The organism is Massilia sp. DD77 (assembly GCF_036961685.1).
In the GTDB taxonomy this organism is placed as follows: domain Bacteria; phylum Pseudomonadota; class Gammaproteobacteria; order Burkholderiales; family Burkholderiaceae_D; genus Telluria.
In genome coordinates this window covers 43830-67077 of sequence record NZ_JBAMDH010000027.1, presented here as the reverse complement: position 1 = coordinate 67077, position 23248 = coordinate 43830, and the positions used below count along the sequence as shown (strand labels likewise).

The 23248-nt window shown below is 65.8% G+C and carries 19 protein-coding genes, 1 other RNA gene and 1 riboswitch; of the genes, 13 read left to right on the top strand and 7 right to left on the bottom strand.

The genetic code is table 11. The features are described from left to right. Positions 1-91 precede the first annotated feature (91 nt). From tssF to V7778_RS17095, 3 genes are all read left to right on the top strand, one after another. Entirely contained in the window at positions 92-1939 is a 1848-nt protein-coding gene (gene tssF, locus V7778_RS17105; protein ID WP_335557445.1) for a type VI secretion system baseplate subunit TssF, read from the top strand. Continuing rightward, a complete protein-coding gene (gene tssG, locus V7778_RS17100; RefSeq protein ID WP_335557443.1) occupies positions 1936-2916 on the top strand; it encodes a type VI secretion system baseplate subunit TssG in 981 nt (326 codons plus the stop codon). Before tssF ends, tssG begins: the two co-directional genes overlap by 4 nt. A gap of 80 nt (positions 2917-2996) precedes the next feature. Next, the gene (locus V7778_RS17095) at positions 2997-3602 is read left to right on the top strand and encodes a type 1 glutamine amidotransferase domain-containing protein (protein ID WP_335557441.1); all 606 of its coding nucleotides are present in this window, start codon (positions 2997-2999) and stop codon (positions 3600-3602) included. Between the two features lie 115 nt (positions 3603-3717). Here the strand turns inward: V7778_RS17095 and V7778_RS17090 are convergent, their stop codons facing one another. The 3 genes from V7778_RS17090 to ssrA form a co-directional block, all read right to left on the bottom strand. After that, a complete protein-coding gene (locus V7778_RS17090) occupies positions 3718-4275 on the bottom strand; it encodes a manganese efflux pump MntP (RefSeq protein ID WP_335557440.1) in 558 nt (185 codons plus the stop codon). 73 nt (positions 4276-4348) lie between these two features. Beyond that, positions 4349-4441, bottom strand: a riboswitch (yybP-ykoY riboswitch). A gap of 100 nt (positions 4442-4541) precedes the next feature. After that, positions 4542-6443 (bottom strand): sulfatase-like hydrolase/transferase, encoded by a 1902-nt coding sequence (locus tag V7778_RS17085; protein WP_335557438.1) that lies wholly within the window; start codon positions 6441-6443, stop codon positions 4542-4544. Positions 6444-6720: 277 nt separating this feature from the next. Continuing rightward, positions 6721-7079: a transfer-messenger RNA gene (gene ssrA, locus V7778_RS17080) on the bottom strand. A gap of 161 nt (positions 7080-7240) precedes the next feature. Here ssrA and V7778_RS17075 point away from each other — a divergent pair. Next, positions 7241-8086 carry a class I SAM-dependent methyltransferase gene (locus V7778_RS17075; protein ID WP_335557436.1) on the top strand — a complete coding sequence of 282 codons (846 nt, stop codon included), beginning with the start codon at positions 7241-7243 and terminating at the stop codon, positions 8084-8086. Positions 8087-8120: 34 nt separating this feature from the next. Here V7778_RS17075 and V7778_RS17070 read toward each other — a convergent pair whose 3' ends face one another. From V7778_RS17070 to ompA, 4 genes are all read right to left on the bottom strand, one after another. Further along, positions 8121-8756 carry a glycine zipper 2TM domain-containing protein gene (locus V7778_RS17070; RefSeq protein WP_335557434.1) on the bottom strand — a complete coding sequence of 212 codons (636 nt, stop codon included), beginning with the start codon at positions 8754-8756 and terminating at the stop codon, positions 8121-8123. A 119-nt stretch (positions 8757-8875) separates the two neighbouring features. Further along, a complete protein-coding gene (locus V7778_RS17065) occupies positions 8876-9583 on the bottom strand; it encodes an HAD family hydrolase (protein ID WP_335557433.1) in 708 nt (235 codons plus the stop codon). 29 nt (positions 9584-9612) lie between these two features. Further along, positions 9613-10317 (bottom strand): bifunctional 2-polyprenyl-6-hydroxyphenol methylase/3-demethylubiquinol 3-O-methyltransferase UbiG, encoded by a 705-nt coding sequence (gene ubiG / locus V7778_RS17060; protein WP_335557431.1) that lies wholly within the window; start codon positions 10315-10317, stop codon positions 9613-9615. A 198-nt stretch (positions 10318-10515) separates the two neighbouring features. After that, entirely contained in the window at positions 10516-11226 is a 711-nt protein-coding gene (gene ompA / locus V7778_RS17055) for an outer membrane protein OmpA (RefSeq protein WP_335557429.1), read from the bottom strand. 399 nt (positions 11227-11625) lie between these two features. On the opposite strand from ompA, the gene gyrA reads away from it, so the two are divergent. From gyrA to rpsA, 9 genes are all read left to right on the top strand, one after another. Continuing rightward, positions 11626-14241, top strand: a complete 2616-nt coding sequence (gene gyrA, locus V7778_RS17050) for a DNA gyrase subunit A (RefSeq protein WP_335557427.1) — start codon at positions 11626-11628, stop codon at positions 14239-14241. Positions 14242-14338: 97 nt separating this feature from the next. After that, a complete protein-coding gene (locus tag V7778_RS17045; RefSeq protein WP_335557425.1) occupies positions 14339-14878 on the top strand; it encodes a DUF2059 domain-containing protein in 540 nt (179 codons plus the stop codon). Positions 14879-14896: 18 nt separating this feature from the next. Beyond that, entirely contained in the window at positions 14897-15985 is a 1089-nt protein-coding gene (serC, locus tag V7778_RS17040) for a 3-phosphoserine/phosphohydroxythreonine transaminase (RefSeq protein WP_335557423.1), read from the top strand. Between the two features lie 101 nt (positions 15986-16086). Next, positions 16087-17157 carry a prephenate dehydratase gene (pheA, locus tag V7778_RS17035; protein WP_335557421.1) on the top strand — a complete coding sequence of 357 codons (1071 nt, stop codon included), beginning with the start codon at positions 16087-16089 and terminating at the stop codon, positions 17155-17157. A gap of 21 nt (positions 17158-17178) precedes the next feature. After that, the gene (gene hisC / locus V7778_RS17030; protein WP_335557420.1) at positions 17179-18309 is read left to right on the top strand and encodes a histidinol-phosphate transaminase; all 1131 of its coding nucleotides are present in this window, start codon (positions 17179-17181) and stop codon (positions 18307-18309) included. Continuing rightward, positions 18310-19215 carry a prephenate dehydrogenase gene (locus V7778_RS17025; RefSeq protein WP_335557418.1) on the top strand — a complete coding sequence of 302 codons (906 nt, stop codon included), beginning with the start codon at positions 18310-18312 and terminating at the stop codon, positions 19213-19215. Further along, positions 19212-20543, top strand: coding sequence for a 3-phosphoshikimate 1-carboxyvinyltransferase (gene aroA / locus V7778_RS17020; protein ID WP_335557416.1), 1332 nt, complete (start codon positions 19212-19214; stop codon positions 20541-20543). The genes V7778_RS17025 and aroA overlap by 4 nt, the downstream gene beginning before the upstream one ends. A 16-nt stretch (positions 20544-20559) precedes the next feature. Then, positions 20560-21222 carry a (d)CMP kinase gene (gene cmk, locus V7778_RS17015; protein ID WP_335557414.1) on the top strand — a complete coding sequence of 221 codons (663 nt, stop codon included), beginning with the start codon at positions 20560-20562 and terminating at the stop codon, positions 21220-21222. 313 nt (positions 21223-21535) lie between these two features. Beyond that, on the top strand, positions 21536-23242 hold the full coding sequence (rpsA, locus tag V7778_RS17010; RefSeq protein WP_442920734.1) for a 30S ribosomal protein S1: 1707 nt from the start codon (positions 21536-21538) through the stop codon (positions 23240-23242). Positions 23243-23248: the final 6 nt, after the last annotated feature.

Below are 23248 nucleotides of genomic sequence, written 5' to 3'. Positions count from 1 at the left end.
CTGCCGGCGCGCCCATCCAAGCCTTGCGCGCCCGCAAAGCGTCTCTCCCCGATCTGCCCGACCTTAAGAAGTCAGCACGGAGGGAGCCACGATGGAAGAGCTGCTGCCTTACTACGAACGCGAACTGGTCTACCTGAACACGGTCGGCCGCGAACTCGCCCAGCAATACCCCAAGCTGGCCGACGCCCTCGGCCTCGGCGCGGAAGGCAGCGAAGACCCTCACATCCGGCGCCTGATCCAGGCCTGCGCGCTGCTCAATGCGCGCACCGCCAAGAAGCTCGACGACGACTACCCGGAACTCACCGAAGCCCTGCTGGGCAGCCTGTATCCGCACTTCCTGCACGGCATTCCGTCCTGTTCGATCGCGCGCGTGGCGCCGGGCCTGGATGCCGCCGGGCGCAGCCTCATGCCCGAGCACATCCATGTCGTCCCGCGCGGCACCGAGATGAGCTCGCTGAGCGGCAAGGGCACGCCCTGCCGCTTCCGCACCACGAGCCCGCTGGCCGTCGCTCCGGTGACGGTGGCGCGCGCCTGGTTCGATGCCACCTTGCACGCGCCGCCCGGGCTGCGCCTGCCGGCGCGGGCCAGCGCGCGCATCGGCATCACCATCGACAGCGCCATGCCGGCGCGCATGCTGCACCAGCTGGGCCTGCCGCGCCTGCGGCTCTACGTGGACGGCGACAGCTTGCTGAGTTCGGCTCTGCTGGACACCCTGTTCATGGGAAGCATCGCCACCTATGTCGAAGCCGACGGCATGGATACCTGGCGCAAGCTGGAGCGCTTCCCGCTGTCGCTTGGCGGACTGGAGGAGGATGACGCCCTGGTCCCGGCCCCGCCGCATGGCCACCCCGCCTACCGCCTGCTGAGCGAATACTTCGCCTTCCCCGAGAAATTCCATTTCATCGATCTCGACCTGTCCGGCCTGGCCGGCGCCTTGCCGGCCGGGGCGCGCCGCTTCACCCTGCACGTCGTGCTCGCCGGGATGCATGCCGAGGCGAAGGCCGCGCGCATCCTGAAGACCTTGTCCGCATCGCACCTGCTGCCCGGCTGCGCACCGGTGGTGAACCTGTTCGCGCAGCCGGCCAGCCCGGTCCGCATCACCCAGCGCGCCACCATGTACGACGTCATCCCGGGCAAGCACGAGGACGGCATCGAGGTCTACAGCATCGATAGCGTGCACGTGCTCAGGAGCGCGGGCGGCAAGGCGAGCAGCGTCGAGTACCGGCCATATTACGGCTTGCGCCACGGCGAGGGAGGGGGGCGCGGCCAGCGCTACTGGTTCGCCCGGCGCGACGACCGCGGCGACCGCCGCCACCGCATGAAGATCGCCTTCACCGACGACGAATTTTCCCTGGCCGGGGACGAATCGAGCGTCGCCTCGATCAACCTGACCTGCAGCAACGGCCAGCATGCCTGCGCGGCCGGCCACGGCGCACCGGGAGGCGACCTGATGAGCGAGACCGCCACCGGCGGCCTGCCGATCCGGCTGCTGCGCAAGCCGAGCGCGCCCTCGCGCTTTGCCAGCCGTGGCGGTACGCACTGGCGGCTGGTGACCCAGCTGGCCCTGAACCACCGCTCGCTGGCCGACCTGGATGCCTTCCGCGAGGCGCTGGCGCTTTACGACCTGCCGCGCACGGCCGCCACCCAGCGCCAGATCGCCGGGGTGCTGGGCGTGCGCGCCATCCCCAGCACCGCCTGGCTGCGCAACCGCTACGGCGCCAGCCTGGTGCACGGTACCGAGATCACGCTGACGGTCGACGAGGAGGCATTCGCGGGCAGCAGCCTGGCCGTCTTCGCCCAGGTCGCCAGCCGCTTCTTCGGCCTGTCGGTCCACGTCAACAGCTTCACGCGGCTGGTGCTGGTGTCCAGCCAAAGCGGCCAGGGCGACAAGGAACTGCTGCGATGCGAAGCGCGCAACGGCGACCTGAGCCTGGTGTGATCGCGCGGCTGTTTGCCGAGCCGCAGCGCGTCGAGTTCTTCCAGGCCATGCGCCTGCTGCTGCGCTGGCTCGCGCGCCAGGGGATCGCGCCGGAACAGGCGCTTGGCGAGGTCATCCGCTTCCGCAACAGCCTCGGCCTGGCTTTCCCCACGGGCGACATCGAGGCCATCCAATGCGGCACGGCCGACGAGCGCCCGGCGGTCGAGGTGCGCCCATTGCTGATGGGCTTGCTCGGTGTGGCCGGCACGCTGCCGCTCCACTATACGGAGCGCATCGCCGCCTGGGAGGCCGCGACCGGCGACGCCAGTGCGCGCGCCTTCTTCGACATGTTCTCGGGACGGCAGCTGGCGCTGTTCTACCGGGCATGGTGCAAGTACCGGCTGCGTGGTGGTACCGAGGACGGACGTGACCGCTACCTGCCGCTGCTACTGGCCATCGCCGGCACGGCGCCGCGCCAGGCGGACGAGACGGCCGGTTCCGACGCGCTGCCGCCGGCCAGCCTGGCCCGCTTCGCCGCCCAATTGCGCACCCGCGCCGTGCCCGCCGGCATGGTCGCGGGCGTCCTGGCCGGCTACCTGGGGGTGCCGGTGCAGGTGCGCCAGTTCACCGGCCGCTGGGACGTGCTGGACAGCGCGCTGCGCACCCGCCTGGCCGACAACAACTGCACCCTGGGCGCCGGCGCCACGGTGGGCGCGCGCCTGGTGCGTCCGGAGCTCGCCATCCGCATCCGGGTAGGACCCGTGTCCAGCCTCGACTTCGAGCGCTTCCTGCCCGGCCGCGGCGGTGCGCGCGTGCTGGCCGCGCTGCTCGACCGTTTCGCCATCGACGTGCCCTACCGCGAACTGCAGGTGGTGCTGCGCCGCAAGGATGTCGATGGCGCCAGCCTGGACGGCACGACCCGGCTGGGGCTGGACGGCTTTCTTTCCACCTCCGCCAGCAGGCACGACCGCGCAGACCTTTGCTACCTGCTGGCTTGAACGGGTCATCCGCGCGACGCGCCGCGGCCCAGCGCCCTACAATCGTCCTGGACAAGCAACCGAATCAGCAAGGAGGGCATATGGGCGAAGAACTCAAGCAGGCCACGGTGCAGGACCTGAAAGGACGGCGCGTGGCCGTCCTGATGACCGACGGCGTCGAACAGGTCGAATACACGGAGCCCCGCAAGTTCCTGGAGCAACTGGGCGTGGAGGTCATCCTCGTGTCGCCCAAGCCGGCGGGGGCGGAGGTGCAGGGCTTCAACCATGACCAGCCGGGGGACAGGTTCCGGGTCGAGATGAATGTGTCCGAAGCCCGCCCCGCCGACTTCGACGCGCTGCTGCTGCCGGGCGGCGAACGCAATCCGGCCGAGCTGCGCAAGAACCAGGAAGCGATCCGCTTCATCAAGGAATTCGGGGACGAGGACAAACCGATCGCCGCGATCTGCCACGGCCCCTGGCCCTTGATCGAAGCCGGCATCGCCGAGTCGAAGCACCTGACCAGCTGGCCGGAAATCCAGGACGACCTGAAGCAGGCCGGGGCGGAATGGACGGACGACGAAGTCGTCGTGGACGGCAAGCTCATCACGAGCCGCAAGCCGGCCGACATCCCGGCGTTCAACAATGCACTGATGAAGGAGCTGATGGTGATTCAGCAGGCCGGGTCGGATCCGGGGCCGACTTCTTGAGCGTGGTGCGACGGTGATTCAGGACGTTCGACCGGCTGAAAAACCGTAGGGTGCGCGGGGGAGATCAGTCCAGTGGACTAATTTCCCGCCCACGCGTTCAACCAGCCCTGCCGATCTAGCGAAGGTGATCCCACAGCGTCAGGCTGCCCACCACAATCAGCACCAGCCCGCCAAATATTTCCGCACGTTTGCCGACCACCGCGCCGACGCGGTGGCCGATCAGCAGCCCCAGCGTGACCATCGACAGCGTCGCCACGCCGATCGCCACGGCCGGCGTCACGATGCTCGTGTCCGCGAAGGCCAGGCCGAAGCCGACCACCAGCGCATCGATACTGGTGGCAAAACCGGTCAGCACCAGCAGCCAGAACGGCCGCCCGCTCACGTCTTCGGCATCCTCCGAGTCGCCCATGCCTTCCCGGATCATGCGCAGTCCCAGGCCGGAGAGCAGCACGAAGGCGATCCAATGGTCCCAGGCCGCCACATACGAGGCCGCGGCGCTGCCCAGCATCCAGCCGATGACCGGCGTACAGCCTTCGATCAGCCCGAACAGCAGGCCGGTGCGCAGTGCTTCGTTGAGGGGAATGTGCGTGCGGCGGGCGCCCATGGCAACCGCGACGGCAAAGGCGTCGGTCGACATGGCAAGGCCCAGGATGAGCATGGCGGTGAGGGTCATAAGGCTTTCCGATCGGGCATGACAAAGGCATGCACGCGTGGCCCGAACCGCACGCTTGCATGCCCATGGTCTTGCCAACCGGTCGGCTTCCGCACCATGACGCCGGGGCGTCAAGTATGTTGATGCGGAAACTTCCATAACGGAAGCAGGCTACTCCCCAAAGGGTAAGGCATGGTAACGCAGCACGAATGGCTGAGCAAGGAGATCGGCTTCCGCCGGTCCGGTCCGGCAAGCCGCTCCCTTGTGCGCTCGCTTCTCTGGGCGCGCTACTGGACCGGAGGCGCGGGCAGGGGAGCGGCCGAGACCGTGGCCGCGCGAACCGGTGGACGCCCCTCCAGCAAGGCGTGCTGCAAGGCTTCGCGCTGCTGCATTCGCTCGGCGAAGCGGCGGCTCAGCGCTTCGTCGGCGACCGGCTTCGCATCGCTGAAATCGAAGCGCGTGCTGCTCCACAGCAGGCCGAGCTGGCGGTTGTAGCTGTAGAAGCGTTCGCCATCCCAGAGGCCTTCGCTGCCGTGATACCAGGCGCCGTCGAAATGGACGGTGCGCGACCCGGCCCTGGCGGAGAGCATCGACACGCCCTGGGTCTCGATGGCCTGCTGCCGCTGTCCGTACAGGCAATGCAGGGTCGGCGACAGGTCGAGATGGGTGGTCGGGTGCGGCACCGTATGGGTCTTTCCCAAGGCAGGGTCGTGGATGATCATGGGGACGTGGTAGGAAGCGCTGTTGAGTACCTCGGTCGACAGGAACTGCGCCTCGTTGCGGGTACGCAGGCCATGGTCGGCCGTCACGACCAGGACCGTGTCCTCATACACGCCGGACTGCTTGAGCGCGGCGACGATGCGCGCCAGGCCCTGGTCGAGTTCCCGCAGCCTGGCGCCGCCTTCGCGGTACAGCGCCTCCTTGGCGGCGCCCGCCGGCAGCCAGGGGCCGTGCGACACCTGCGGCAGGACGGCAAGCACGAACGGCGTACCGGCTTGCGCGGAACGGGCGATCCGGTCCACGGCCTTGGTCATGATGCGTTCATCCCGTTCGGCCACGCTCAACGCCTGGCCGGCGCTCACCACCTCGCCGCCAAGCTGGTGGACGACCCAGTCGTCGACGGGGTAGCGGACCGTGACCGGATCGAACACCTTGAAGTCGTAGCCTTGCTCCGTCAGCAGCCCGAGCGCGCTCTGGTAGGCGAAGTGCGCCTGCAAGGGGAGGGTCTTCTCGAGCCTGAACGAAGGGTAGAGGCCGGTGAACAGCGAAAAGCGGGCGTAACTCGTGAACGGATAGGTCGAATAATGCTGGGTCGCCACGTAGGCCGATTTCTCCAGCTCCCTGAATGCCGGCAGGCTGGCGGCTTGCTGCGAGGCGTACAGTTCGTAGGGGATGGTCTCCATGACGTAGAAGACGAAGTTGCGGCGCCGCGCCGCATGCTGGGCAGGGGCGTCGCAGCGGTAATGCAGCGCCTGCAGCGCCTGCGCCAGCGCCGGCTCCCCGACGCCCGCGCCGCGTGGTGAAACGAGGCCGCGCAGCATCTCGATGCCCGCCGAGGCATGGAAATTCGATGCCGGCAGGGTGCGGGCCGCCATGCCAGCGCCGGCGCCGGCGGACAGCAGCATGCATAGCGCCGCCGCCGGCCGGGCCAGGCGGCGGCCGATGGCCAGGCGGGGCAGGTCGCGCAGCCGATAGGCGGCCGCGGCGATCAGGAACAGCACGGCGAGCCGCGCCAGGGCGCCCGGGCTCACGTAGTCGAAAAAGGCGTCCGGCCGCTCGCGCACCCAGGTCAGCATCGGTGCGAGCTGGTCGATGGACAGCATCTTTCCCGTCGAACCCAGCGCCTGGAGATTGGCGAAGGCGAGCAGCACGAGCGCGAGCGACAGGAGCATGCTGGTGCGCGCCGCCGCCTTGCGGCCGGCCATGCGGGCCAGGACCAGCAGGGCGCAGGGCAGGACGGCGGCGAGGAGGAAGATGTCGAGCGCGAAGAACTGCATGCGCAGGAGCGGGCCCAGCGCGGCTTCTTCGAGGCCGAGGATGCGCGCCACGATGCGGTAGCCGCTGACCGCCATGATCTTGTGTTTGACGGCCAGTACGCTGGACGCGGCCAGCACGTGGCCGACGATGACGGGCAAGGCGTAGGACGTGGGCGACGCGGGGGAGGACGCAGGGGTGGGATTCGAGGACATTACCGCTGGGTGAGTGAAGCAAGGACGAAACTAATGTTGCCGCTTCGTACTATATCGACCCCTTGCTGAAATGTCATATGGAATCAAGGCAGAGCGTTCGGAGAGGCCTCGCTTGTTGCCGGAATGATGCAATAGCGGGCGCGGGTGCGAGAACGGCCAGGCGAGAAGCACGCCCAACGAGGAAGAGAGAGCGTCACCTTGGTGTCCCACGGATATGGAGCCCGGCGCGTCCAACATAAAAAAGCCGCTGACGAGTCAGCGGCTTTTCGGAAGAGCTTGGTGGAGGCGGCGGGAATTGAACCCGCGTCCGCAAGCACTCTACAGACAGTTCTACATACTTAGCACTATCAATTAATTTAACCTAGGCAACGGGGATGTGCACCCTTTGACTAAGCGAGTTACCTATTATTTAACAGTCGACCAAGTAACCCGGCCTACTGCGAGCCTCTGTAAATGACTCCACGAACCTTGCGGTACACCCCAGAGGCGAGGTGGTGTGGAGCTAGCAGCAATTAAGCTGCGAGTGCGTACGAGTTATCGTTTGCAGTTATTGATTTCTGGGTGTATTTACGAGGTAACCAGCCCTCGGTATGCCCTGCGCTGCTTTGCAACCCACGTCGAAACCAAGTCGCCCCCAGCAGAAGCTCCATTGTACCCCAAGCTGCATGGATGTACAGCGGTTTAGCTTAGAACGTCCTTAAGCGGCGGCGATAAAATAACCCACAATGCATGCTTGAATTGCAATATGCTAGCGTTCTCATATGACCCAGCGAGAGAGTCCCGGTATGGCGTGTATCGTGTGTGGTACCTCCCAGGTGGCCGGCCTCGCCGGCTGGCATGCGACCTGTCCCGCTTGCAGCTACGAAAGCGCGGCGCTGACGGGCGCCATCAATGCGCACACGGGGCCGGAGGTCAACGAGGCAGAGCGCGAAGCGGGGCTGAAGGCGCTGCGCCTGGAGAATTTCAAGACCATCGTGGGCTATGCGAAAAAGCATGCGCAGCCTGGTGGGCGCCGCCTGCTCGACGTCGGCAGCGCCCACGGCTGGTTCCTGGAGACGGCGCGCGAGGACTTCGACGTGCTCGGTGTGGAGCCCGACGCCGTGGTCGGCAGCCGCGCGGCCGCGCGCGGCCTGCCTGTGCGCTCCGGTTATTTCCCCGACGTGCTGGCGGAAGGCGAGCGCTTCGACGTGATCGTGTTCAACGACGTCATCGAGCACATTCCCGATATCCGCAGCGCCCTGGACGCCTGCCGCGAGCGGCTGGAGGAGGGCGGCATCCTGATCCTGAACCTGCCCAGCAGCCGCGGCTTCTTCTACCGCCTGTCCAAGCTGATCGCCCGCATCGGCTGGCGCGCGCCTTTCGAGCGCCTGTGGCAAAAGGATTTGCCTTCGCCCCACGTGCACTACTTCAATCCGCGCAACCTGTGCAAGCTGGTGGCGGGGCAGGGTTTCGAGCTGGCCGAGGCGGCCGAGTTGCCGGCCCTGCGCGCCAAGGGGCTGCTCGAGCGCCTGCGCTGCGCCGGCAATGTGCCGGCCCTGTCGCTCTACATCCAGTACGCCGCGATCATGGCCGCGATTCCCGTGCTGCGCATGTTCCCGAGCGATATCATCGTCGGCGTATTCAGAAAAAAAGCCGCAGGCTGAGTGCCTGCGGCTTTTCTACTAAAGCGAACTCCGCTTAGCGGTTGGCGTTCGCGTTGGCGATCTGGTTGCCGATGATGCCGCCGCCGATCACGCCGGCCACGGTCGCCAGCTTCTTGCCGTTGCCGCCGCCGATCTGGTTGCCGATCAGGCCGCCGATCACGGCGCCGGTGCCGATGCCGACATAGTTCGGCTGGGCCGGAGCCGGAGCGGGCGCCGGCTGGTAGCGCGGCTCTTCATACCGGGTCTGCTTCGGCGCGGCGTGCACCACGCGGGTCTTCTCGACCACCTTCACGACCGGCTTCTCGACCACGCGTTCCTTGACGATCACGGTCGGCTGCGGCGCAGGTTGCGGCTGGGCGTAGGCCACCTGCTGCGGCGCGGCCATGGCCGGGACCATCTGCGGCGCGGCGCTGACGGGCATCGCCATCTGCGGCATGGCGACCTGGCCCTGGACGCCGGCGGCCGGCGTCACGCCGGACTGCATGGCGTAAGGCGAAGCGGCTGCCATGGCGGCGAGCTGCTGCTGGTTCGCCATCGGCTCGGGAGCGCCCTTCGAGGTCGGCAGCAGGCCACTGATCGCGGCGGCGCCGGTCAGGCTGACGATGATCACCGAAGCGGCGGCGGCTGCCATGATCGGGTGAATGCGGTTGGTGGTCTGAGTCGTTTCCATGTTCTGCTCCCTAAGACGTTTTGTTGTCGTGCAGGAGTAGATTAATGGCAGGCCCGACTCAGAGATAGACAGTAGCCTGTATCAATCGTAAAGAGATGTAACCCGGCAATCTTGCGCGCTCAGGCGACGCGTTCCGCCTGGCGCGCCGCGTCCGCCACCTCGCGCAGGGTGCGCAGCAGGTGGTGCGGGGTGTCGAGCAGGTAGTCGGCGCCCCAGGACGAGGGCTCGATCGCGCCGCAATAGCCCCAGCCGCAGGCCACGGTGACCATGCCGGCGGCGCGGCCGGCTTCGATGTCGCGCAGGTCGTCGCCCACGTACCAGCACTGTTCCGGCGCCAGGCCCAGGCGTTGCGCGCCTTCCAGCAGCGGGGCGGGGTGCGGCTTGGCGTGCGGCGTGGTGTCGCCCGAGACGATGCAGCCGGCGTGCGCCAGGCCGATGTTCGGCACCAGCGGGTCGGTGAAGCGGGCCGGCTTGTTGGTCACGATGCCCCAGGCCATCCCGGCCTGTTCGATACCGTCCAGCAGTTCCTTGATGCCGTCGAACAGCGTGGTGTGAAGCCACATGGCCGACTGGTAGCGGTCGAACCAGGCCAGGCGCAGCTCCTCGTAGCCCTCGTCGCCCGGCGCCAGGCCGAAGGCGGCGCCGATCATGCCGCGCGCGCCGGCCGAGGCGGTGGGGCGGAGGATGTCATAGGGCGTCGGCGCCAGGCCGCGCTCGGTACGCAGCCAGTTGACGGCCGCCGCCAGGTCGGGCGCCGTGTCGGCCAGGGTGCCGTCGAGATCGAACAGGATGGCACGCGGTGCCGGCAGAACGGTCGGGAAAGTCATGGGAGTCTACGGAAGGGTTGGAGCGTGATTTATAGCGGCTTGCTGCACGCCACCATGTAGTTCACATCGGTGTCGTTGTTGAGCGAGTAGATCTTGGTGATCGGGTTGTAGGTCAGGCCCTTCATGCTGTCCACCTGCAGGCCGGCCAGGCGTGCATAGTGGGCCAGTTCGGAAGGCGTGATGAACTTGCCGTAGTCGTGGGTGCCGCGCGGCAGCATGCGCAGGATGTACTCGGCGCCGATCACGGCGAACAGGTAGGACTTCGGGTTGCGGTTCAGGGTCGAGAAGAATACGTGCCCGCCCGGCTTGACCAGCGTGGCCGCGGCCTGGACGATCGAGGCCGGGTCCGGCACGTGCTCGAGCATTTCCATGCAGGTGACGACGTCGAACTGGCCGGCTTCCTGGGCCGCCATCTCCTCGGCCGCGATGTGCTTGTAGCGCACTTCGACGCCGGATTCCAGGCTGTGCAGGTCGGCGACCTTCAGCGCCTTCTTGGACAGGTCGATGCCGGTCACCTTGGCGCCCTTGCGCGCCATCGATTCGGACAGCACGCCGCCGCCGCAGCCGATGTCGATCACGTTCTTGCCGGCCAGGGGCGCGCGCGCATTGATCCATTCAAGGCGCAGGGGGTTGATCTCGTGCAGCGGACGGAACTCGGAAGTCGGGTCCCACCAGCGGTGGGCCAGTTCGCTGAACTTCTGGATTTCTAGGGGGTCTGCGTTGGTCGTCGTCATAGGTCGGAATAATAGCGGAATTGGGGTGAGGGACAAGTTCGCGGCAGGAAAAATGTCTTTAGTGTTGCGTGGAAACTTAGGTTCCGCCTTCGCGGGAATGACGTTGTTTTAAGTATCGACTCGACAGCCTTGCGAATCCTGTCACGCGTCCACGAAAAAAAACCCCGCCGAGGCGGGGCTTTTGGATGGTGCCGGGGATTACTTGTTGACGGTACGGGTACCGACGACTTCGATTTCCACGCGGCGGTTCTTGGCGCGGCCGGCGGCGGTCTTGTTGTCCGCTTCAGGCTGCTTCTCGCCCTTGCCTTCGGTGTAGATGCGGTTTTCTTCCACGCCCTTGCCCTTCAGGTAGGACTTGACGGCTTCGGCGCGGCGGATCGCCAGCTTCTCGTTGTAGGCGTCGGTGCCGATCGAGTCGGTGTGGCCGACCGCGATGATGACTTCCAGGTTCATGTCGCCCAGCTTCGAGACCAGCTCGTCCAGCGAGGCCTTGCCGGCCGGCTTCAGGACGGCCTTGTCGAAGTCGAAGAAGGCGTCAGCTGAGTAGCTCACTTTTTCCGAGGTCGGGACCGGAGCCGGGGCTGGAGCCGGGGCCGGTTCGGCGACCGGGGCCGGTGCCGGCGGAGGCGGCGGAGCGACGCACTTGCCATTTTCGAGTTTTTCAGGCGGGACGCACAGCGGCGCGTCGCAGCCCGGGACCGCGTCGGCCGGGGTCCAGTAGCCGGTACGCCAGCACAGGCCGAAAGGATTGCGGGCGATCACGCCGCGGCTGTCCTGCACATAGGCGCTGTACGGGGTGCGCGCCTGGATGTCGGTGGTCAGCGGTGCATACGGCGGTGCGCTCTGCGCAAAGGCATTGCCCGCGATCGCGGCCGACGCTGCGAGCAAGAAAGTGACCAGTTTGTTCATATTGTTTTCCTTTTCGGTAGATTCCCAGCGACGCAGACAGGCTCCATGTGGTCAGGATGATAACACGGCGGCCGAGCAGTCTGTTTCGTATTATGAAACACGCAATTAACTTCCTGGCCATTTTGCCATATGCACCAAAACTGCACGACTGCACTTAAATCAAACATCAAGCATTATTCGCTTGACGTTGTTTAAATGCAACGTTTGCACAATCGCTCACGAGCCACCTCGACAATCCTGGAAATCTGGAGCGCCGTGGAGGCCTGAAGCGGGCAGGGAAACCTCCGCGAAAACAGGCGCCTGAGGCCCTGTGCGGAATTGCGCAGCAGCTAATGCGCGCGTGGTAGAATCGTCCGTTGCAACTCATAACCAAACGCTGAAAAGCAGCCGACCCGCCCCATGGATCAATTCGCAAAAGAAACAGTCCCCATTTCCCTCGAAGAAGAGATGCGCAAGAGCTACCTCGACTACGCCATGAGCGTGATCGTGGGGCGAGCTCTGCCGGACGTGCGTGACGGCCTGAAGCCGGTGCACCGCCGCGTGCTGTACTCCATGCACGAGAGTAATTACGTCCACAACCGCCCGTACGTGAAGTGCGCGCGCGTGGTCGGCGACACGATGGGTAAATACCACCCGCACGGCGACGCCTCGATCTACGACACCCTGGTGCGCATGGCGCAGGACTTCTCCCTGCGCTACACCCTGGTGGACGGGCAGGGCAACTTCGGCTCGATCGACGGCGACAGCGCCGCGGCGATGCGTTACACCGAGTGCCGCCTGGACCGCATCGCGAGCGAGATCCTGGCCGACATCGACAAGGACACGGTCGACTTCCAGCCGAACTACGACGGCAAGGAAAAGGAGCCGACCGTCCTGCCGACCCGCATCCCGAACCTCCTGATCAACGGTTCGTCCGGCATCGCGGTCGGCATGGCCACCAACATCCCGCCGCACAACCTGTCGGAAGTCATCAACGGCGCGCTGCACGTGCTGCGTACGCCGGATTGCACGATCGACGAGCTGATCGAGCTGATCCCGGCGCCGGACTTCCCGACCGCCGGCATCATCTATGGCGTCTCGGGCGTGCGCGATGGCTACCGCACCGGGCGCGGCCGCGTGGTGATGCGCGCCAAGACCCACTTCGAAGAATACGGCAAGGACGGCGGCCGCACCGCGATCATCGTCGACGAGCTGCCTTACCAGGTCAACAAGAAGTCGCTGCTCGAGCGTATCGCCGAGAACGTGCGCGAGAAGAAGCTCGAAGGCATTTCCGATATCCGCGACGAGTCCGACAAGTCGGGCATGCGCGTGGTGATCGAGCTGAAGCGGGGCGAAGTGCCGGAAGTGGTGCTGAACAACCTGTACAAGCAGACCCAGCTGCAAGACACCTTCGGCATGAACATGGTGGCGCTGGTCAACGGCCAGCCGAAGCTGCTGAACCTGAAGCAGATGCTGGAGTGCTTCCTGTCGCACCGCCGCGAGGTGGTCACCCGCCGCACCGTGTTCGAGCTGCGCAAGGCGCGCGACCGCGGCCACATGCTGGAAGGCCTGGCCGTGGCGCTGGCCAACATCGACGACTTCATCGCGATCATCAAGGCCGCGCCGACGCCGCCGATCGCCAAGACCGAACTGATGTCGCGCGCCTGGGATTCGTCCCTGGTGCGCGAAATGCTGAACCGTACCGAAACCGGCGCCGCCGGCGGCATCGAGGCCTTCCGTCCTGAACACCTGCCGAAGCACTACGGCATGCAGCAGGACGGGCTGTACAAGCTGTCGGACGAGCAGGCCCAGGAAATCCTGCAGATGCGCCTGCAGCGCCTGACCGGCCTGGAGCAGGACAAGATCGTCAACGAGTACAAGGAAGTGATGGCCCACATCGCCGACCTGCTCGACATCCTGGCCAAGCCCGAGCGCGTGACCACCATCATCTCGGACGAGATGGTGGCGATCAAGGCCGAATACGCCGACAACGGCAAGGACACCCGCCGCTCGGCCATCGAGCACAACGCCAGCGACCTGGAAACCGAAGACCTGATCACCCCGCAGGACATGGTGGTCACGCTCTCGCACACCGGCTACATGAAGTCGCAGCCGATCTCGGAATACCGCGCCCAGAAGCGCGGCGGCCGCGGCAAGCAGGCGATGGCGACCAAGGACGAGGACTGGATCGACCAGCTGTTCATCGCCAACACCCACGACTACATCCTGTGCTTCTCGAACCGCGGCCGCATGTACTGGCTGAAGGTGTGGGAGGTGCCGCAGGGCTCGCGCAACTCGCGCGGCAAGCCGATCGTGAACATGTTCCCGCTGCAGGAGAACGAGAAGATCACCGTGATCCTGCCGCTGTCGGGCGAGAACCGGACCTTCCCGGAAGACCACTACGTGTTCATGTCGACCTCGCTGGGCACGGTCAAGAAGACCCCGCTGCGCGACTTCAGCAACCCGCGCAAGGCCGGCATCATCGCCGTCGACCTCGACGAAGGCGACGTGCTGGTGGGCGCCGCCCTGACCGACGGCAAGCACGACGTGATGCTGTTCTCGGACGGCGGCAAGGCGGTGCGCTTCGACGAGAACGACGTGCGTCCGATGGGCCGTACCGCGCGCGGCGTGCGCGGCATGAACCTGGAAGAAGGCCAGCAGGTCATCGCCCTGCTGGTGGCCGAGAACGAGCAGCAGTCGGTGCTCACGGCCACCGAGAACGGCTTCGGCAAGCGTACCCCGATCACGGAATACACCCGCCACGGCCGCGGCACCAAGGGCATGATCGCGATCCAGACTTCGGAGCGTAACGGCAAGGTGGTGGCCGCGACCCTGGTCGACCAGACCGACGAGATCATGCTGATCACGACCGGCGGCGTCCTGATCCGCACCCGCGTGGCCGAGATCCGCGAGATGGGCCGCGCGACCCAGGGCGTGACCCTGATCGCGGTCGAAGACGGCACCAAGCTGTCCGGCCTGCAGCGCATCGTCGAAACCGATCTCGAGGAAGTCGAGCTCGAGCCGGCGCCGGAGTAATCCGGGCCAGGGCGGGAGCGCGGCTCCCGCCCGGCAGCCGGCCTGGTAAGCCGGTTGTCTCTTGTCCACAGGGCGCACCGGCCCGCATGGAAGTCCAATGAAACAATTCGTCCTTGTCCTGAGCGCCGTCGCCGCCTTCGCGGGCTTGCCGTCCTTCGCGCTCGCCGCCGATGCGCACACCACCGCCGCCGCCAAGAAGCTGCTCGAGGTCATGGATGCGCGCAAGACCATGGTCGCCTCCTTCGCCGAGATGGAAAAAGCGATGCCGGTCATGATGCGTTCGCAGGCGGCCAGCATGATCCAGAACGACGCCGGCCTGAGCGCGGCGCAGAAACAGGAGGCGCTGGCGAAGGTCGACAAGGTCCTGCCCGGCGTGGCGCAGGCGCTCAACCAGCTGTTCCGCGATCCGACCCTGGTCGACGAGATGATGGCCGAAATGGTCCCCATGTACGCCGACAATTTCACGGTCGCCGAGATCGATCAGCTGACCGCCTTCTACGCCACGCCCGTGGGCCGCAAGATGATGACCCTGATGCCGAAGCTGTCCGCCGAAAGCGTGGCGCTGAGCCAGAAGATCGTGCTGCCGCGTGTCGGAAAACTGATGCAGCAGGCGATGCAGGACATCCAGAAACAGTAAGCGCCAGGAAAGGACCGCATGACCCAGATCTTCAACTTCTCGGCCGGCCCGGCCGTCCTCCCGAAGGAAGTGCTGCAGCAGGCAGCCGCCGAAATGCTCGACTGGCATGGCAGCGGCATGTCGGTGATGGAGATGAGCCACCGCGGTCCGGAATTCATCTCCATTTACAAGCAGGCCGAGGCCGACCTGCGCGAACTGCTGGCGGTGCCGGCCAACTACAAGGTCCTGTTCATGCAGGGCGGTGGTTTGGGCCAGAACGCCATCATCCCCATGAACCTGCTCGGCTGCTGCCCGCAGCCCGGCACGATCGACTTCATCCACACGGGTTCCTGGTCGGGCAAGTCGATCAAGGAAGCCAAGCGCTATGCCAACGTCAACGTCGCGGCGTCGAGCGAGGCCAGCGGCTTCACCGGCGTGCCGCCGCGCGAGTCCTGGCAACTGACCCCGGGCGCGGCCTACCTGCACATCTGCACCAACGAAACCATCGACGGCGTCGAGTACAACTTCGTGCCCGAGGTCGATGCGCGCACGCCGATCGTGGCCGACATGTCCTCGCACATCCTGTCGCGCAGCATCGACGTGGCCAAGTACGGGGTGATCTTCGCCGGCGCCCAGAAGAACATCGGCCCGGCCGGCCTGACCCTGGTCATCGTGCGCGACGACCTGCTGGGCGAAGCACTGAATATCTGCCCCTCCGCCTTCCACTGGAAGACCGTGGCCGATCACGAGTCCATGTTCAACACGCCGCCGACCTATGCGATCTATATCGCCGGCCTGGTGTTCGACTGGCTCAAGCGCAACGGCGGCGTGGCGGCGATGGAGCAGCGTAATATCGAGAAAGCGCGCCTGCTGTATGCCGCGCTGGACGCCGACGACTTCTACCGGAATCGCGTGGCGCCGGAATACCGTTCGCGCATGAACATCCCGTTCTACCTGCGCGACGAATCACTGAACGAGCAATTCCTGGCCGGCGCGAAGGCGCGCGGGCTGCTGCAACTGAAGGGCCACAAGTCCGTCGGCGGCATGCGGGCATCGATCTATAACGCGATGCCGATCGAGGGCGTACAGGCCCTCGTCGATTATTTGAACGAGTTCGCGGGCCGGTAAGCGCCGGTTGAACGCGTCGGCGGGGGAAATGAGCCCAGTGGACTCATTTGCGCCGGCGCGTTCGACGACCGCCGAACACATCGACTGATTGCATAACCACGATGACAGACAAACTCAAACCCCTGCGCGAACAGATCGATGCGATCGACGCGCAAATCCTGGCGCTCCTGAGCCAGCGCGGCAAGGTCGCGCAGGAAGTCGGCCACGTCAAGGCCGAGACCAACGCCCCCGTGTTCCGCCCCGAGCGCGAAGCCCAGGTGCTGCGCGGCGTGGCCGAGCGCAATCCCGGTCCGCTCAAGGACCGCGACGTCCAGACCATCTTCCGCGAGATCATGTCCTCCTGCCGCGCGCTCGAAAAGCGCGTCACGGTCGCCTACCTCGGCCCGTCCGGCACCTTCAGCGAGCAGGCCGTGTTCCAGCAGTTCGGCAGCGCCATCGAGGCCTTGCCCTGCGTGTCGATCGACGAAGTGTTCCGCGCCACCGAGGCCGGCACCGCCGACTTCGGCGTGGTCCCCGTCGAGAACTCGTCCGAGGGCGCGATCAACCGCACCCTCGACCTGCTGCTGGCCACCACCACCATCATCAGCGGCGAAGTGTCGATCCCGGTCCACCACAGCCTGATGAGCAAGACCGGCTCGATGGACGGCGTCAAGGCCGTGTGCGCCCACTCCCAGGCCCTGGCCCAGTGCCAGGTGTGGCTGAACCAGCACTATCCCGGCATCGAGCGCCGCGCCGTGGCCTCGAACGCCGAGGCGGCCGTGCTGGCCAGCCAGGATCCGAGCGTGGCCGCGATCGCCAGCGAGATGGCGGGCGAGCAGTACCAGCTCGGCGTGGTGCAGGCCCACATCCAGGACGACCCGCACAACCGCACGCGCTTCGTCGTGATCGGCAGTCTCCAGACCGGTCCGTCGGGCCGCGACCGCACCGCGCTGGTGCTGGCCGTGCCGAACAAGGCGGGCGCGGTCTACAACCTGCTGGCGCCGCTGTCCAAGCACGGCGTGTCGATGACGCGCTTCGAGTCGCGCCCGGCGCGCATCGGCACCTGGGAATACTACTTCTACGTCGACATCGAGGGCCACGTGCACGACGCCGCGGTCGCCCGCGCCCTCGACGAACTGAAAGACAACGCCGCCTTCTTCAAGGTGCTGGGGTCTTATCCGCAAAGCCTTTAATCCATCTTCGAGAGACCTGCCATGCACCACCAATTCGGACCAGAATACGTTCGCGCCATCGCCCCTTACCAGGCGGGCAAACCGATCGCCGAAGTCGCCCGCGAGTATGGGTTGAACGAAGCCGACATCGTCAAGCTGGCCTCCAACGAGAACCCCTTCGGCCTGCCGGAATCGAGCCGCCAGGCGATGCTGGCCGCGGCCTCGGAGCTGGGCCGCTACCCGGACGCCAACGGCTTCGACCTGAAGGCCGCGCTCTCGAGCCGCTACGACGTGCCGGCCGACTGGATCACCCTGGGCAACGGCAGCAACGACATCCTGGAGATCGCCGCCCACGCCTTCGTGCAAAAGGGCGAAGCCGTGGTGTATTCGCAGTATTCGTTCGCGGTGTACGCGCTGGCCACGCAAGGCGTCGGCGGGCGCGCCATCGTGGTGCCGGCCAAGGACTTCGGCCACGACCTCGACGCCATGGCGGCCGCCATCGACGCGGACACCCGCCTGGTCTACGTCGCCAACCCGAACAACCCGACCGGCACCTTCTTCCCGGCGCCGCAAGTGGAAGCCTTCCTGCAGAAGGTTCCCGGCAACGTGATCGTGGTGCTCGACGAAGCCTACAACGAATACCTGGCGCCGGAGCACCAGTTCGAATCGAGCCAGTGGGTGCGCAAGTACCCGAACCTGATCGTCTCGCGCACCTTCTCCAAGGCCTACGGCCTGGCCGGCCTGCGCGTGGGCTACGCCATCGCCCAGCCGCAGGTCACCGACCTGATGAACCGCATCCGCCAGCCCTTCAACGTCAACTCGCTGGCCCAGGCGGCCGCGGTGGCCGCGCTGAATGACAAGGACTTCCTGGACAAGGGCGCGCGCAACAACGCCGAAGGCTACAAGCAGATGACCGCGGCCTTCGATGAACTGGGCCTGGAATACGTGCCGTCCTTCGGCAACTTCGTGCTGGTCAAGGTCGGCAAGGACGACGGCGCCGGCGCGCGCGTGAACGTGGCGCTGCTCAAGCAGGGCGTGATCGTGCGCCCGGTCGGCAACTACGGCCTGCCGCAGTGGCTGCGCATCTCGATCGGCCTGCCGCAGGAAAACGCGACCTTTATCGCGGCCCTCAAGCGAGCGCTTTCGACGGGAAGCGCGAGCGCGCTGGGCTGAATGCTGAATAAGATCGTCATCGTCGGCGTCGGCCTGATCGGCGGCTCCTTCGCGCTCGGCCTGAAGGCGGCCGGCGCGGTGCGCCGCGTGGTCGGCATCGGCCGCGAGCCGCAGGCGATGGCGCGCGCGCTGGAGCTGGGCATCGTCGACGAGGTGGCCGCTTCCTACGAGGAGGCGCTGCAAGGCGCCAGCCTGGTGCTGCTGGCGGCGCCGGTGGCCCAGACCGGCCCCATCCTGGCGGCGCTGCTGCCTCACCTCGGCGCCCGCACCGTGGTCACCGACGCCGGCAGCACCAAGAGCGACGTGGTGGCCGCCGCCCGCGAAGTGCTGGGCGAGCGCATCCACCAGTTCGTGCCCGGCCATCCGATCGCGGGCAGCGAATCGAACGGCCCGGATGCGGCGCTGGCCACCCTGTACCGCGGCAAGAAGGCGGTGCTCACGCCCTTGCCGGAAAACGCCGACGACGCGGTCGAGCTGGTGGCCGGGGCCTGGCGCGCCTGCGGGGCGCTCATCCATATGCTGAGCCCCGAAGACCACGACCGGGTGTTCGCCGCCGTCAGCCACCTGCCGCACCTGCTGGCCTATGCCCTGGTCGACGACATCGCCGCCAAGCCGCATGCGGACCTGCTGTTCCAGTACGCGGCCAGCGGTTTCCGCGACTTCACCCGCATCGCCGGCTCCTCGCCCGAGATGTGGCGCGATATCAGCCTGGCCAACCAGGCGGCCCTGCTTACCGAGCTGGATGCTTATCTGGCACAATTGACGACATTGCGCGCGCATCTGGCCGCGTCCGACGGCGCCGCGCTGGAAGCCGTCTACGCGAATGCCCAGCGCGCCCGGCGCGAGTGGATCGAAGCCATCGAAGCCGGCTCTCCACCGCCGCCTCCCAACCAGGAACCAGAATGACGCAGCAAAAACACTACCCTCAGCATATCGACCTGGAACCCGTGCTGCATACGGCGGGAACGGTACGCCTGCCGGGTTCCAAGAGCATTTCGAACCGCACCCTGCTGCTGGCCGCGCTGTCGGAAGGCGCGACCACCATCCACGACCTGCTGGCTTCGGACGACACCATGGTGATGCTGGGCGCGCTGCGCTCGCTCGGCATCGGGTGGGACGAGGTCGACGAGCGCACCGTGGTGGTCCACGGCCAGGGCGGCGTGCTGCCGAACCATGAAGCCGACCTGTTCATGGGTAACGCCGGCACCGCGATCCGTCCGCTGACGGCGGCCCTGGCCGTGATCGGCGGCGACTACACCCTGCACGGCGTCTCGCGCATGCACGAGCGCCCGATCGGCGACCTGGTCGACGCGCTCAACGAAGTCGGCGCCCAGATCGAGTACACGGGCGAGCAGGGCTTCCCGCCCTTGCGTATCCGCCGCGGCCATATCCACGCCGACCGCATCGCCGTGCGCGGCAATGTGTCGAGCCAGTTCCTGACCGCGCTCCTGATGAGCGCGCCGCTGATGGCCAAGACCCATGCGGTGACGATCGACGTGGTGGGCGAACTGATTTCCAAGCCCTACATCGAGATCACCCTGAACCTGATGCGCCGCTTCGGCGTGACGGTCGAGCAGAACGGCTGGGCCTCGTTCACCGTGCAGCCGGGCCAGCGCTACACCAGCCCGGGCCTCATTCACGTGGAGGGCGACGCCTCCTCGGCGTCCTATTTCCTGGCGGCCGGCGCGATCGCCGGCGGCCCGGTGCGCGTGGAGGGGGTAGGGGAGAACAGCATCCAGGGCGACGTCCGCTTCGCCGATGCGCTCGAGCGCATGGGCGCCATCATCACCCGCGGCGAGAACTGGATCGAGGCGCGTTCGAACGGCGTGCTCAAGGCCATCGACGCCGACTTCAACCACATCCCGGACGCCGCGATGACCATCGCCGTGGCCGCGCTGTACGCGGACGGCACCTCGACCTTGCGCAACATCGCCAGCTGGAGGGTGAAGGAAACCGACCGCCTGGCCGCCATGGCGACCGAGCTGCGCAAGGTCGGCGCCGAGGTGGAAGAGGGCACGGACTATATCCGCATCACCCCGCCGGAGCAGCTCAAGCCGGCCACCATCGACACCTACGACGACCACCGCATGGCCATGTGCTTCTCGCTCGCCTCGCTCGACGGCAAGGCGCGCCGCGGCAACGCCATGCGCATCAACGATCCGAAATGCGTCGCCAAGACCTTCCCGGATTACTTCGAGGCCTTCGCCAGCATCGCCCGCAACGAACTGTTCTGACTCATCCGACACCTGTATGCCACATTCGCACATCCCAGTCATCACGATCGACGGCCCGACCGCTTCCGGCAAGGGCACGGTGGCGGCCAAGGTGGCCGAGCGGCTGAGCTTCCACCTGCTCGACTCGGGCGCCCTGTACCGCCTGACGGCGCTGCAGGCGATGCGCCGCGGTATCGAATTGAGCGACGAGCACGGCATCGCCAAGCTGGCCGAGCACCTGCCGGCGCGCTTCGTCGGCCACGACGTGTTCCTGGCCAGCGAGAACGTCACCCAGGCGATCCGGGCCGAGGAAGTTGGCAACATGGCATCGAAGATCGCCGCGCTGCCGAGCGTGCGCCAGGCCTTGTTCGCCTTGCAACTGGGCTTCCGCGAGGCCCCGGGCCTGGTGGCGGACGGGCGCGACATGGGGACGGTGATTTTTCCGACCGCCAAGCTGAAGGTGTTCTTGACAGCAAGTGTTGAGGCACGTGCCGAGCGCCGGTATAAGCAATTGATTGGCAAAGGATTTTCTGCTAATATGGACGATCTGCTGGCGGATTTGCAGGCGAGGGACGAGCGCGATACCAAGCGCGCCGTGGCCCCGCTGGTGCCGGCGGAGGATGCGCATCTGCTGGATACCTCGAACATGAGCGCTGAGGAAGCGATCGAACAGGTGCTGGCGTGGTATGCGCATGCATAGGAATTGATAGTTGTGGATTGTTGTCTTCACTGCCACTGGCAGTGAAGACTTCCCGCGCAGGCGGGAACCCAAGTCCGGTGCGTCACCGTTGGCTCGAGTCATCGCCGCGGTGGCTGTGCTGAGAAACTTGGGTCCCCGCCTTCGCGGGGATGACGGTCTTAAGGTTCGCATCAAGGTTTTGCGATGCGAGGGCTTCAGGACCGTTGTCCTTTGGTGCCTGCATGGCAATTTCGCCGCTGCAGGTGTGTTTCAACCTGACCCAGTTCAGTCCGCACTATCGACGGGCTGCTGGCTAACTCGAGTACCCTTTTTTATGTCTACTGCAACCACCCAAGATACCGGTATGGAAAGCTTTGCCGCCCTCTTCGAGGAATCGCTGTCGCGTCAAGACATGCGTTCGGGCGAAGTCATTTCGGCTGAAGTCGTGCGCCTGGATCACAACTTCGTGATCGTCAACGCCGGCCTGAAGTCGGAAGCCTTCATTCCGGTCGAAGAATTCAAGAATGACCAGGGCGAACTGGAAGTCCAGATCGGCGACTTCGTTTCCGTGGCCATCGAATCGCTGGAAAACGGTTTCGGCGATACCATCCTGTCGCGCGACAAGGCCAAGCGCCTGGCGTCGTGGCTGGCTCTGGAAAAAGCAATGGAATCGGGCGAGATCGTCACCGGTACCGTCAACGGTAAAGTCAAGGGCGGCCTGACCGTCCTGACCAACGGCATCCGCGCATTCCTGCCGGGTTCGCTGGTCGACACCCGTCCGGTCAAGGACACCACCCCGTTCGAAGGCAAGACCCTGGAATTCAAGGTCATCAAGCTGGACCGCAAGCGTAACAACGTCGTCCTGTCGCGCCGCGCCGTCATCGAAGCATCGATGGGCGAAGAACGCGCCAAGCTGATGGAAACCCTGAAAGAAGGCACCGTGGTCACCGGCGTCGTCAAGAACATCACCGACTACGGTGCGTTCGTCGACCTGGGCGGCATCGACGGCCTGCTGCACATCACCGACCTGGCATGGCGTCGCGTGCGTCACCCGTCGGAAGTGCTGTCGGTTGGCCAGGAAATCACCGCCAAGGTCCTCAAGTACGATCAGGAAAAGAACCGCGTCTCGCTGGGCGTCAAGCAGCTGGGCGACGATCCTTGGACCGGTCTGTCGCGTCGCTACCCGCAAGGCACCCGCCTGTTCGGCAAGGTCACCAACCTGACCGACTACGGTGCGTTCGTGGAAGTCGAGCAGGGCATCGAAGGCCTGGTGCACGTCTCGGAAATGGACTGGACCAACAAGAACGTGGCTCCGAACAAGGTTGTCCAGCTGGGCGACGAAGTGGAAGTCATGGTCCTGGAGATCGACGAAGAGCGCCGCCGTATTTCGCTGGGCATGAAGCAGTGCAAGGCGAATCCGTGGGACGACTTCGGCATGACCCACAAGAAGGGCGACAAGGTCAAGGGCCTGATCAAGTCGATCACCGACTTCGGCGTGTTCATCGGCCTGCCGGGCAACATCGACGGCCTGGTGCACCTGTCCGACCTGTCGTGGACCGAAGCCGGCGAAGAAGCTGTCCGCCGCTTCAAGAAGGGCGACGAGCTGGAAGCCGTCGTGCTGGCAATCGACGTCGAGCGCGAGCGTGTCTCGCTGGGCGTGAAGCAGCTGGAAGGCGACCCGTTCAACAACTTCGCTTCGCTGAACGACAAGGGCACCCTGGTCACCGGCACCGTGAAGTCGGTTGAGCCGAAAGGCGCCGTGATCGCGCTGAACGACGAAGTCGAAGGCTACCTGCGCGCTTCGGAAATCTCGCGTGACCGCGTGGAAGACGCCGGCACCCACCTGAAAGTGGGCGACAAGGTCGAAGCCCTGGTCATCAACATCGATCGCAAGGCTCGCAGCATCCAGCTGTCGATCAAGGCGAAAGACAATGTCGACACCCAGGAAGCGATGAGCAAGCTGGCTTCGGACAACAGCGCTGCTTCGGGCACCACCAGCCTGGGCGCCCTGCTGAAGGCCAAGTTCGACAACAAAGGTTAATTCCTT